Consider the following 12,523-nt stretch of genomic DNA (forward strand, 5'->3'; position numbering starts at 1 on the left):
TTATTCTGCATCTTCGCTTTCTGCGCCCCAAAGACCTTTTTCTTCGGAAAGGTCACGGAAGCTCAGCAGATATTTTTCTACCATATAAGCAGGGTTATAAGAGCGTTTTGCTTTTCTCATACCTGCATGACCCATGTCTTCTTCTCTGTTCACATAAGTCACATCCTGACATTCATGGAGTACATACTGCTGGTTGATCATGGGATACAGTCCATCAATATCTGTATCTGCTTTTTCGATATGCACCAGCTGCACATCATCCCGCAGGCGCTCTCCTACTGTGAACGCACCCATTTTGCCATCTACGAAAATGGAACCGCCAGTCAAACCCAGACGTTCCATATTGTGCAGAGCAAGAGAAACGGATTTTCTCTCGTCTTCCAGTTCCTTGGTTTCTTCTCTTTCAGAAATCCACTTATCATACAGTGCCATGCAGTCGTCGATGAGTGTCGCATCCAGTTTACGATATTCATAATCGGGATGATTTGCCAAAAATTTATTGATATGATTTCTTTTCCCGTGGAGTTTTTTGCCTTTCAGTGTTGCCAGACTTTCTCTCTCATAAACATAGTCCCAAGCAATATCTGTAGGCATTGCGAACATTTCTGGGCAAGCTTTCAGCATCATATCGCGGAAAGGTGTCCAAACAGAACGGAATGTGGGTTCCACACCTGCCTGTTTCATATAGTCCGCTGCATCCATGATGGCTTTCCGGTAATCCACATCGGCACCTTTTTTGGGGATGGGCGCCCAGAAATAAACAGGCACACCTTCAAAGTCCAGTTTTACATACAGTACGTTATTTTTTTCGGCAAATTCCATTTTTCCTTCTGTTCCCCAGATAAACAGGTTCGCAAAAGACAAATCGGAACAATCCATCTGCCAAGGTTTTGTATAGCTTTCAATCAGTTCCTTTGTTTCCAGTGTAAAAGGACGGAAACAAAATTCGTTTTTACAGTCAGCTTCTACTTCTCTTTCCAAACATTGTGTATACGGCATGTTTTTCAGCCTCCATTTTTAATATTCATCAATAATATAACAGTTACATTTTGGTAATTTCTCGTTGATTTCCTGAAATCCCGCTTCATCATATATATGCACATAGGGTCGCTGGCTTTCCAAATCGGTGTATCCCACCAGCACCTGCAGCAATCTTCCCGCAGGAATGGAAAAAGCAGGAGATTTTTCTGTTTTCTCACCACTCAGCAGAAAACAGCCATTGTTTTCTGGAACCACATGATCTTCCACAGCAAAAGCTGCTTTTCCGTCAAGTTCCAGCGCCTTCAACAGCACCTGAAGATCAGTCAGACCCATGACACCTTTCTGCTTTACCTCTTTCTGGGCAAAGTCAAAAGTCATTTGAGATTCTGGCGCAAGTTTTACAGATAATGACAAACCTTCGCATTCTGCAAAAATACCTGTCAGTACTTTCTGCAAAGCATCATCATTCCCAACTGCTTCTACACAGATCAATTCTGTTTCTGTCTGATAATAAAACACATAGGCTTCTACATGTTCTTTTCCATAAGCCATGCATTTTCCGCCGTCAGCGTTATAATCTGCACATTTTCGCAGGAAATCTTCTTCTGTACGGTAAATGATGCCACTATATTTCTTTGCAAAATCTGTGTAGCAATCAAATGCCTTTAAGTATTCTTCTGGCTGTAAAGGATAAACACCTTCCACAGCTTTCACTTCCGGTATTTTTTCTGCTGTCAGATAGCAAGCATCTGCCACAGGATAATGCCCAAAGGAGAAATAACTGGGCAAAACTGCCGGTGTATGAACAGCTACGCCATAGCCCTTTTGCTGCAAGAGCTGCATATCATAGGGGAAAATTCTTCCCATATATCCCTTCTTTCGATGATCTGGATGGGTACAGACACCACAAAGCATAGTGCCTTTTACCGCTTTCCCACGGATTCCAATGGTATAGGGAAATGCCTGCATACATGCCGCGAAAACATCATCGGCTTTCAAGCAGACAGAAAGAGAAGGCTCAAATCTATGGTGAAAAAACCAATAACAAAACGCATCGCTGTCACCAAAACAAAGCTGCCACAAATCAGAAAAATCCTGTCGATCTTCCCATACAGCATTTCTTACTTCAATCATTTTTTCACCAGCCTTCTTTCCTACTTTTTAAGTATATTTTACAGGAATGTAAAAGAAAAGTCAAATAATAATTATTATCATTTGATAGATTTTATAACTTTATGTCTGATGCATATCACTTTTACACATATCTTTCAGATGCACTCGTAAAAAGAAGGTGTTTTGGTTAGACAAATTCCTTCTCAAAATAAAAATCACGTTTTATTGCCCGAAAAGAGAGCAATTTCAAAAGAAAATTCAGAAGTTTTCACAAATGTATCTGTTCGTATTCCATATCTTCCAGCATATCCAGACCTTCTGCCCAGATTTTTTTGAAAGCAGAAGGCAGTGCATACTTTTCTTTTGCCTCCTCTATGGTTACCCATTGAAATGGTGTATCTGCCATAGCTTTTACGTTGATAAAATACGCATCCATATGCCATTCTATATGTGTAAAAATATGCTTCTGTCCACGCATATTTTTGATTTCTGCCTGTTGTATGCCCCAGTCAGCAAAAGCCATTGGCAACGCATATTCTTTTGGTACATGAGGCAGTTCCCATAAATTTGCCAACAAGCCTTTGCTGTCACGCTTTCGCAAAGCAATCCTTTTGCCATCTGTCATAAAGCAAACAGAAAGATATTCTTTCGTTCTTGGCTTTTTCTCACTTTTTACGGGATACTGCATGGGATTTCCTTTTTGATATGCCAAACACAATGTCCGAAGGGGGCAATTTTCACACTTAGGTTCCCCATTGGGTACGCATACTGTTGCCCCCAATTCCATCAACGCCTGATTCACGTCTCCAGCAATCTCTCCTGTCAGTGCGTCATTGATTTCTTCTTCCCATGCCTTTTTGGTCTGCTGGAGCATGATATCCCTTTCATCGGCAAAAACTCTGGACATCACACGGAGCACATTGCCGTCCACTGCCGCAAAAGGCAGAGAAAACGCAATGGAAGCTACCGCACCAGCCGTATAAGGTCCAATGCCTTTCAACCGCAAAAGTGCTTTATGGTCTGCGGGCATTTTTCCGTCGTATTCTGCCATGACCTGTTTTGCCGCTGCCTGCATGTTCCGCACACGGCTATAATATCCTAACCCCTCCCATAACTTGAGAATCTGTTCCTCATCGGCTTCTGCCAAATGACGGATGGTAGGCAGTTCCTCCAAAAACCTTGCATAATAAGGCTTTACTGCCTCCACTCTCGTTTGTTGGAGCATGATTTCTGAAACCCAAATGGCATAGGGGTCTTTTGTTCTGCGCCATGGCAGATCTCTTTTATATACATGATACCACTCTGTTAAGAGGGCAAACACTGTCTGTAAACTCTGTTCCTGCATAAAACAATCCTTTCTGGAGATAAATTTCAATCTATTCTAACATATTTTCAGATAAAACAGCGGACAAACCTCAAGCAAATTTCTCTAAAAAAACAATTTCAAGTAAAATAGAATCACTGGAATCCCATGAACTGCCAGAATTCCAGTGATATTTGTTTTCTTATAAAGATGCCCGATAAGGTCTGTCCGTAAAATACAGCAATTATCGTATTTTAAAACATTTCAGGTAAAGAGGAATGATCATACCGCCAACGGAATTCCCCAAAGTCATGACGATGATGGAAAGTAAGCAATGCCCGCTCCATACACCTGCCAGAGAAAAATAATACATGTTGGCAATGACGTGTTCAAATCCACTCAGGATAAACACCATAACCGGGATAAATACCCCAACGGTACGAATGGTGGAACCTGTCTGATTTTTGAAAATATCTACGGCAATAAACATCAGCATGCCGCAGAACACAGCCAACAGGAAAATACTCAGGAAATCATCGTTAAGCTTTGTTGCTGCGATAGTTTGTACCTTTTCCGCCATGCCTTCATAGATACGGCTGTTCCGTACCATCCAGGCAACGATATATGTACCAATCAGGTTGCCAATCCATGTGATCACCAGTTCAATGAGATACACAGGCTTCTGCATCGGCAGATACCCGATTTTCCCGGTAAACAACTGCAATTGGAATATAACAATGGTAAACAGACCAATGGCAAAGAGACAACTGCCTACAACAGGACTTTGCTGTGATAGATACACTGTACCGCCCATGCCAATCAATCCACCTGCAATGACCGCAGAAACCAACTGCCTTACTCGTTCCATATTGACATCTCCTCTACCCCTGTTCCGTTACAAACACTACAAATACGTGGTAAGTATACTATATCTTGTGGTATTTTGTCAACACGAACACAACAAATGATACAATCCGAATGGGATTTTATTCCAAACAAAATAGCACAATGCAAAAAGAAAAACCTCCAAAGACTGTTATTTCTTTGGAGGTTTTATATTTCTAATGCTTTCTATAATTCCATCAAAATCAGTTGAATGCAGGGCCGCCGCCTTCTGTCAAGCAGCCTTCTGTTGTCTGTTCGGGAATCTGTTCCACAGGTGCCTGCTGAGGTTCAGATGCAGCGGGTGCACTCTGCTGTGCGGGCTGTGCAGGTGCTTCCTGCTGTACTTCTTCTACGGGAGCAGGTTCACTTGCCACTTCTTCCTGAGATTCTGCGTCTTTCTGTGCTTTCGCAGCAACTTCCTGTTCCTTTGTGGATACAGTATCACCAGATGCTTTGCTGGTGTATTTTACAAAAACAACATCATCTTCCAGACACAGTTCCGCATTCTGGTCAATATCATCCATTCCCAGAGAACTCAGTTCATAAACGGTGCCGTCTGCCAATGTAATCTGTACCTGATATACCACATTCAGAGCAATATCTTTTTCCCCTACGCCTTCTGTTTCACCTGCTTCTTCCGGCATATAGAACCATTCTGCTGTTTCACCATTTTTCAGAACAGCATCGCTTGCCAGCATATTGGCAGGATATGCTTCCTCATCGGAAGTTTTTACGGAAATACCTGTCACATCCTGACCAATGCTGTTTTTCAGCAGAATGTCATAAGCCCCTTCCGCTTCTGTACCGATGACCTGATACTGCGGTTCGGTAGTAGCTGTTTCTGCCGCTTCCTGTCCGCAGCCAGCCACTGCCATACACATTGCTGCCGCAAGAACAAGTCCCCATACTCTTTTTGCTTTCATTTCATTACCTCCCTAAAGATTCCATGTGATTTCTTTACTGCAAACGATAAAGGGCTGGCTGCCATTTACCGCAATTACATTCAGCTGTATATTTCCTTCCGGCACACTGCTGCCTTTCAAATATAGATGAAAACCATTGGCTTCCCCATCTTCCGTTTCTGCATAAAAAGTTTCATATGTTTTGGTTTCCATAGTGTTTTCATCTCTCACAGAAACATAAATCTGTGTATCCGGCTGGATATATTCTTCATCCAAAGTGCCTTTGATTTCCAGAAAAGAGCCTGCTTTTTCCGCAGTCATTTCCGTATTGGTCTGCGCTTGAGGCGCAATCATATTTTTCACCTGTGGGCATTCCACAATGGGCATATCTGTAATAAAATCATCCAGATTTCGTTCTACTTTTTCAATGACCACCACATCCGGCTGGTACTGCTCCACCTGCAGCAGATTATACGGCACCAATCTGGAAAAATAACCTTTTTCAAATTCTCCTGCCACAAAGGGAAGAAGGCTTTCCCCGAAGGAATCTCGATACATCAAAATACTGCCTGTTGCGTCAGGATTTTCCGTTTCAATCCAAGAATCCATATTGTCCTTTACTTCATTGACATAGACAAAATTGGATGCAGTATCATAAAAATAATCGTCCTCTTTCTGCACTGCTTTTGGAAAAAGCATCTCATCCAAATCGCCGCTATGGACTTTTTCCACATCAAAGGGCACATTCAGATAAGTTTCGTAATCTTTTCCCACCTGCTCCATGAGGTTTCTATATGCCAGTAATGCCCCCTGATTGTTCCAATGGGAATCCCGCTGGAAATACAGAACTTCCTCTTTTTCCTGAAAGGCTCCATACAGATCAATGTAAGAAATGCCTTCCTGCTGAAAGCGTTCTGTCAACATTTTCAGATTGCTTCCATCCCCTTTTTGATAATAATAAGGCATGTTTTCATCATACAGACTGTTTTTATTGGGCGGCACCATGAGATAAAAGGCACTGCCCTGCTGCTGCACATAGTTCTGGATGAGTTTCAGATTATGAAGGATGGCGTTCATTTCTCTTTCCGAAAACAAATTGGTCCCCTGATAATCGGCTGTGGTTCCACTGAAATACAGCCAATCATTTTTTCCCAGAACCACCTGATCTGTTGCACTGCTTTGGATTACATTCTTTCGCAGCAGAGCGTTTGCCGTAACCCAATACTGCCGCAAAGCGAAATGATCCTCAAAATAAGCTCCCATTTCACTTAGATACTCATGATTCCATCCTTCCTCGGTTTTCAGCGAAGGAAAGGAAGCCAATTCTGTATTTTCGGTAGTTTCATCGCTTCTCCAAAACAACATGCCTGCAAAGGGAAAAACCAAGAACGCCCATACGGCTATGATAAATATCAAATATTTCTTATGTTTCATTTTGCAAAGCCCCTAAAATCTAAAATAAATAAATGGATTATATGTTCCGCTGGACAAACTCAGCATACACAGAATCAGCAATACAAAACTTGCTATATAACTGAAGTATACCGCCGGTTTCCTTAAATTCTCCCTTGCCAAACAAGCTTCAGCAGCTTTTGGAATCAATGGCGCACTGCCAAACACTGCCACCACCAATGTCACAAGGAATATGGGTGTTAACTGCTCCCATACCACTGCCATCTGTACAGAGGAAAATTCCCAACCGCTAAACATAGTGCCGATCATGAACATTCCCTGTCCAAAAGTATCCGCGCGGAACATGACAAAGCCCACACACACAACAAGTAATGCGTAAATATGCGCCAGAACCTTCGGCAGTTTTTTCACGGGACACACCTGTTCAAAGAGCAGGAATACCCCATGCCATAAGCCCCAGAGCACAAAAGTCCAGTTTGCACCATGCCACAAGCCTGTTGAGAAAAACACAATCATTTTGTTCAGGCAAGTACGCGCCTTTCCTTTTCGATTGCCACCCAACGGAATATATAAATATTCCTTAAACCATGTGGACAAGGAAATATGCCATCTTCTCCAAAACTCCTGAATATTGGAAGAAATGTAAGGATAGCGGAAGTTTTCCAGAAAACGGAACCCAAACATATGCCCCAAGCCGATTGCCATATCGCTGTAGCCGCTGAAATCGAAATAAATTTGCAGCATATACGCAATGGCTGCAATCCATGCGGAAAGAATGTTCAATTCTCCGGCACCAGCAGCAAACAACGCATCTGCTGTGACCGCCATGGTGTTAGAAATCAGGACTTTTTTGGAAAGACCTATGATAAATCTTCTGAGACCTTCCGCAATTTCTTTCACATCTGTATTTCGGTTGTCGATCTGTTCCTGTATGTCATGATACTTTACAATGGGTCCGGCAATGAGCTGCGGGAAAAAGGAAATATAGAGCATCACATTCCAAAGATTCTCCTGCGGCTCCACTTCTCTGCGATAAACGTCAATGACATAGGACAATGCCTGAAAGGTAAAGAAAGAAATACCAATAGGCAAAGCCAAGCCAGCCAAAGGAATTTCACTGCCTGAGAGCTGATTTATTGTCTGTACCATCATGTCCAGATACTTGAACACCACCAGAAGCCCAATATTGATAATCACCGCAATGGCAAGAATCCATTGCCGTTTCTTTTTATTTTCCGTTCCCAGCAGTCTGCCAAAAATATAATTTATGATGATGCTGGCAATCATCAGCAGTACATAAACCGGTTCACCATAAGCATAAAACAGCAGACTGACTATAATAAGCAATACATTTCTGATACGCAGCGTCGGAAGCAGATAATAAAGTGCCAGTACCACCGGCAAAAAAATACATAAAAATGTCAGTGAACTAAATACCATATCTTTCTGCCCTACCTATCGCACGTATTTGATGACAGGACTATTTGCCGGCTGCATATAGAAATTATATCTAGGCGCTTCGTCCTGCATATCCGGGTCACAGATATATGTCCCGCCGTCTTTGGTGATTTCCACCCAGCCATGCGGGCCATAACCGCCTGTTGCCATAGCAACTTTGCCCTCTACATATTTTGCATCATATCCCAAACCTTTGGCAAGCTGATAAAACGCACCAGCATAGCAGAAGCAGTTGCCCTGATGGTTTTCAAATGCCAATACTGCATACCACTGATCCGCTGTATAGCCTTCCTTTGGTTCTACGGGAATGGGCAATTTTTTATAAGAAACATTATCTACAACCCATTTGTAGCACGCATACAAATCATGACCTACCTGATCGTATACTTCATTGACATGTTTGCTGATACGAATCTGCGCTTCGCTGCCCTCAATGGTGCCGGACTGTGTGCCAGCAGGAATCCGCAGACCATTTGCCAATGTCACATATGCCTGCGCCTGATACAATCCAAAATGCAATTTATGATTGATGACATTTCCTTTGACTGTATAAACCCCATTTCCCTGTGCAACAGCAGGATACCAGTAAATATCCCCCTGATTGCTGTCACGCCAAAGGGCTACTTCTACCTTTTTTACATCGTCGCTGGCAGTAATGCCGGAAACTGTGACTGTAAAATCGCCTGTTTCCTGATTTACAGAAGTAAATGCGATGTTATTTGCCTTTGCGTAAATGGGAATATCTGCAAAAGCATCCGGCATATATGTTTCACAAAGATGGGTAATCATCGCAGCGCAGACAGCTCTGCTTGCACTGCCCTGAGGATTCAAGAGCCTGTCTTTTCCTTCCCCACTAATCATACCTGTTGCTACTGCCCAGGAAACCGCTTCTTTTGCAGAAGGAGATATTTTTTCCGCATCCGCAAACTGTGACAAATCCGCTCTTTCCTGTGTGTCGAAACCTTTCTGCTGGGCATAGCGGAACAGCATAGTGATCATTTCTTCTCTTGTGATCTGATCTTCCGGTTTGATGGATGCTGTACGGAATCCATCCAGCAATCCTGTCTGATCTGCCCAGAAAACTGCTGGTGCATAATAAGCATTTTCTGGAATAGACAATGTATTTGCGGAAAGGCTAACTTCCGGTGAACCTTCCATACGATAAAGAACTACCGCAAACTGTACCTTACTCAGCTCTTCATTGGGCGCAAAACCGCCATTGACCATGCCCGTCATAAGCCCTTTATTCATCACATAACTAACAGCAGGATAAAACCAATTTTCTTTTTTTACATCTGTAAACAGTTCTCCTCCCGTATAAGAATCACTGTTGGTTTCTACTTGTACATCCTCCTTCACAACGGTTTCAGATGCAGGCTGTTCTGCCGCTTCCTGTATTTCCTCTATTGTAGGTTCTTCAGAAACAGTCATTTCTTTCTGGGATCCGTCTGCAAAATAAAGAACAGCTGAATTTTCTGCCTGTTCGTCATTCCCAGCAATCTCTATTTGATTTTCCTGAAATTCTACTGTATATAATGTATCACTTTCCAACCAAGTGACTGCATCCAATACTGCTGTTTTTGCTATATCATCACATTCCTGTGTAAATGTCACAGTTCTCTCCGTAATCTGACTTGCCTCAACGATTTCTGATTCATCATTTCCTTCGTAATGATAACGCAGCTGAGCAGATTCCGGTATTTCATCACCATCACCTAGCTGAATCATAATTTTCACTTCATTTGCATCCTGATTTTCACCCAGATACAAATATTCGAACGCCCCTTGCACTGTTTTATTTGCAGCATTTTCCATGTCCTGTGCCAAAACTTCTGTACCAGAAATTCCTGCAAACAGCACAGCAGCTACGCCTAAAGCAGCAGCCCCGTATAATTGCTTCAAGTGTTCCATCCCCTTCGCATTTTTCCTCTTTTTTTGACATTTTTATTATAACTCCGACATATGATTCATGCAAGGTGTTTCATATTTATTAATTGCATCCGAAAACACGACATCTTTCAATCACAGTAAAATCCTTTGTTTTCTGGGAAATTCTATTATTTATAGAATTTTTTCAGAGTTTCTCTAGTTTTATTCTATACATCTATATTCCATACTTTTTGTCACACACATTTGTCCGCAGTTTTTTATATACAAAACAAAAAACCAGTATCTTTCCTTTATTTTAACGGAAAGATACTGGTTTTGCTTACAATATATTTATTTTGATTTCATTTAGAAGAACTGCCGGAAAGCGGAAAATCGAAATATGTTTCCGGATAAGGTTCTTCTTTCAAATTATAGTGCCACCATTCGTTTTCATAAAGCACAAATCCATGGCGTGTCATCAGGTCACATAAAAGTTGACGATTTTCCTTTTCTTCCTTTGACACAGTTTCACAGGTATGGTGGGATTTGACATCCATAAAGTCAAAACATGTTCCCATTTGGAGCATTTCATTTGTTTTTAAGGAATATAACGTTAAATCAATGGCACTTCCACGGCTATGACTGGATTTTGCAGCCACATATCCCTGAGAAAGCAATTCTTCTCGCTTGATACTCGGATAATGGACTTCTTTTGTTCTTCCATCTTCAGGTTCTGCTGCCCATCTTAGGAAATTATCAACAGCTCTTTGGGGACGATATGCATCCCAGACCAAAAGACCATATCCCATCTGATTTGCTTCTTTTTGCACTTCTTTCAATGCATTTGCCAGTTCTTCTGTAGCGACAATACGATTGACATCATACCCATCCACAGGTTTTCCTGTGAAATTGTCCCAAGTTGCATATTTCGCATCCCAACGGATTCCGGGGATGACTTCATCCAAAAAAACAAATCCTTTTTCCATACTTATTTTCCTTCCTGCAATGCCATTTCGATACAGTGGTCAATGAGTTCAGTGAATGTCATGCCTGTTGCCAGCATCATACGAGGATAACGGCTGTAAGATGTGAAACCGGGCATGGTGTTTACTTCGTTCAGAACGATGGTACCATCTTCCTGCAGGAACATATCCACGCGGGAAAGGTCTTTGCAGCCCAGAACTTTGTACATTGCTTTTGCTGTTTCCTGGATTTCTTTCCGTTTTTCAACGGGCAGGTTTGCAGGAACTGTAAATACAGCGTTTTCGGAACCTTCTTCGGGATGGTCTTCCTGATGGATACGGAAAATACCGTGAGACAGTGTAATCTGGTCCACTTCCCCTACTTTCAGGTCATCACCATTGCCCATAACAGCGCAGCCAACTTCCATACCATTGATTGCTTCCTCAATCAGAACTTTTTTATCAAATTCTCTTGCAACATCAACAGCAGCCTGCAGATCTTCGGGTTTGCTTACTTTTGTTACACCAAAGGAAGAACCAGAACGAGCGGGTTTTACAAAAACAGGGTATTTCAATGCAGATGCGTCTGCATTTTCGCCATCATGCAGAATTTTGAATCCGGGTGCACGGAATCCATAATTGCTTACTGTCAGGTATGTCATAGATTTATCCATACACAATACAGATGCAGGAATGCCACAACCTACATAAGGGATACCTGTTGCTTCCAACAGACCCTGAATGGTGCCATCTTCCCCCATTTTACCATGGATCATAGGGAAAACAACATCCAGAGGAACCAATTCATAAGTACCGTCTTTCAGTACCAGCATACCTTTATCCTGTTTATTAGTGGACAAAATTACACGCTGCGTGGTTTTTTCATCCCAGTCAGCTGTCGGTTTTTCACAGAGCTTCCATTCGCCAGATCTGGAAATACCGATATAAACGGGATCATATTTTTCTGTATCGATATATTTCCAAATTTCTTTGGCAGACTTAATGGATACGTCATGTTCTTCAGAACAACCACCAAATAATACTGCAACCTTCTTTTTCATACGATTTGCTCCTTTCAAAACATCATGGATTCATTGTTTACACTGGTTCGATCAAATAAATTCTATTGAATATCTGCACGATATATGAATCTTCCAAACCCAATCCTGTCGTTTCAACACAATTTTGAAACGCAGATTCCATTTAACCTTAATATTAAGAGTGTATCATAGATGGAAAAAAAGAACAAGATATATGACATTTCTGTCTCTTTCCCCGGTGTAGGATTACAATACATGTGTTACAACTGAATATTTAAAAAGCGAGGATAGGCTCACTTTGTGTTATATTTGAATCACCACAAAACAAAAATACATAAAGGAGCATCCTCGCATGGCAAGTATAACACAAGATATGAGATACCGTCTATCACTTATTAAATACGCTGAACGATATGGAGTTACCAAAGCGGCCGTAAAATATAAGACCAACCGCCAGTATATTTATCGCTGGAAAAACCGCTATGATGGCTCTTGGGATTCCCTGCGTGACCGTTCCAGACGTCCCCATTCCCATCCAAATCAGCATACTCCTGAAGAGATCAAACTGATCCGGGATATGCGCAGACGCAATCCCCA

General features: G+C 41.9%; 10 protein-coding genes and 1 pseudogene. 1 reads left to right on the forward strand and 10 read right to left on the reverse strand.

Translation table 11 applies throughout. The annotated features are described in order from the left end of the window. From INF29_RS04295 to vanA, 10 genes and pseudogenes are all read right to left on the reverse strand, one after another. Complete coding sequence (locus tag INF29_RS04295; protein WP_072852677.1) at positions 1 to 999, reverse strand: DUF2156 domain-containing protein; 999 nt, start codon at positions 997 to 999, stop codon at positions 1 to 3. Positions 1,000 to 1,017: 18 nt separating this feature from the next. After that, positions 1,018 to 2,115 (reverse strand): GNAT family N-acetyltransferase, encoded by a 1,098-nt coding sequence (locus INF29_RS04300; protein ID WP_193484852.1) that lies wholly within the window; start codon positions 2,113 to 2,115, stop codon positions 1,018 to 1,020. Positions 2,116 to 2,362: 247 nt separating this feature from the next. Further along, positions 2,363 to 3,439, reverse strand: coding sequence for an A/G-specific adenine glycosylase (gene mutY, locus INF29_RS04305; protein ID WP_072852674.1), 1,077 nt, complete (start codon positions 3,437 to 3,439; stop codon positions 2,363 to 2,365). Positions 3,440 to 3,641: 202 nt separating this feature from the next. After that, a pseudogene (locus INF29_RS04310) lies at positions 3,642 to 4,271 on the reverse strand (formate/nitrite transporter family protein); the annotation flags it as partial. A 214-nt stretch (positions 4,272 to 4,485) separates the two neighbouring features. Continuing rightward, positions 4,486 to 5,205, reverse strand: coding sequence for a hypothetical protein (locus tag INF29_RS04315; RefSeq protein ID WP_193484856.1), 720 nt, complete (start codon positions 5,203 to 5,205; stop codon positions 4,486 to 4,488). 12 nt (positions 5,206 to 5,217) lie between these two features. Beyond that, entirely contained in the window at positions 5,218 to 6,618 is a 1,401-nt protein-coding gene (locus tag INF29_RS04320; RefSeq protein ID WP_193484858.1) for an alginate O-acetyltransferase AlgX-related protein, read from the reverse strand. A 12-nt stretch (positions 6,619 to 6,630) separates the two neighbouring features. Next, positions 6,631 to 8,037, reverse strand: coding sequence for an MBOAT family O-acyltransferase (locus INF29_RS04325; protein ID WP_193484860.1), 1,407 nt, complete (start codon positions 8,035 to 8,037; stop codon positions 6,631 to 6,633). Positions 8,038 to 8,052: 15 nt separating this feature from the next. Next, on the reverse strand, positions 8,053 to 9,957 hold the full coding sequence (locus tag INF29_RS04330) for a GBS Bsp-like repeat-containing protein (RefSeq protein ID WP_193484862.1): 1,905 nt from the start codon (positions 9,955 to 9,957) through the stop codon (positions 8,053 to 8,055). Positions 9,958 to 10,286: 329 nt separating this feature from the next. Further along, on the reverse strand, positions 10,287 to 10,910 hold the full coding sequence (vanX, locus tag INF29_RS04335) for a D-Ala-D-Ala dipeptidase VanX (RefSeq protein ID WP_087990241.1): 624 nt from the start codon (positions 10,908 to 10,910) through the stop codon (positions 10,287 to 10,289). A gap of 2 nt (positions 10,911 to 10,912) precedes the next feature. Next, positions 10,913 to 11,947, reverse strand: a complete 1,035-nt coding sequence (gene vanA, locus INF29_RS04340) for a D-alanine--(R)-lactate ligase (RefSeq protein WP_193484864.1) — start codon at positions 11,945 to 11,947, stop codon at positions 10,913 to 10,915. 331 nt (positions 11,948 to 12,278) lie between these two features. On the opposite strand from vanA, the gene INF29_RS04345 reads away from it, so the two are divergent. After that, positions 12,279 to 12,523: helix-turn-helix domain-containing protein (locus INF29_RS04345; RefSeq protein WP_193484866.1), on the forward strand; the 245-nt coding region annotated here is incomplete at its 3' end.

The organism is Anaerotignum lactatifermentans, from assembly GCF_014982935.1.
Classification (GTDB): domain Bacteria; phylum Bacillota; class Clostridia; order Lachnospirales; family Anaerotignaceae; genus Anaerotignum; species Anaerotignum lactatifermentans.

Coding starts and splice junctions, on each gene's coding strand:
- INF29_RS04295 (WP_072852677.1), bottom strand. CDS start 999: ATGCCGTATACACAATGTTTGGAAAGAGAAGTAGAAGCTGACTGTAAA.
- INF29_RS04300 (WP_193484852.1), bottom strand. CDS start 2,115: ATGATTGAAGTAAGAAATGCTGTATGGGAAGATCGACAGGATTTTTCT.
- mutY (WP_072852674.1), bottom strand. CDS start 3,439: ATGCAGGAACAGAGTTTACAGACAGTGTTTGCCCTCTTAACAGAGTGG.
- INF29_RS04315 (WP_193484856.1), bottom strand. CDS start 5,205: ATGAAAGCAAAAAGAGTATGGGGACTTGTTCTTGCGGCAGCAATGTGT.
- INF29_RS04320 (WP_193484858.1), bottom strand. CDS start 6,618: ATGAAACATAAGAAATATTTGATATTTATCATAGCCGTATGGGCGTTC.
- INF29_RS04325 (WP_193484860.1), bottom strand. CDS start 8,037: ATGGTATTTAGTTCACTGACATTTTTATGTATTTTTTTGCCGGTGGTA.
- vanX (WP_087990241.1), bottom strand. CDS start 10,910: ATGGAAAAAGGATTTGTTTTTTTGGATGAAGTCATCCCCGGAATCCGT.
- vanA (WP_193484864.1), bottom strand. CDS start 11,947: ATGAAAAAGAAGGTTGCAGTATTATTTGGTGGTTGTTCTGAAGAACAT.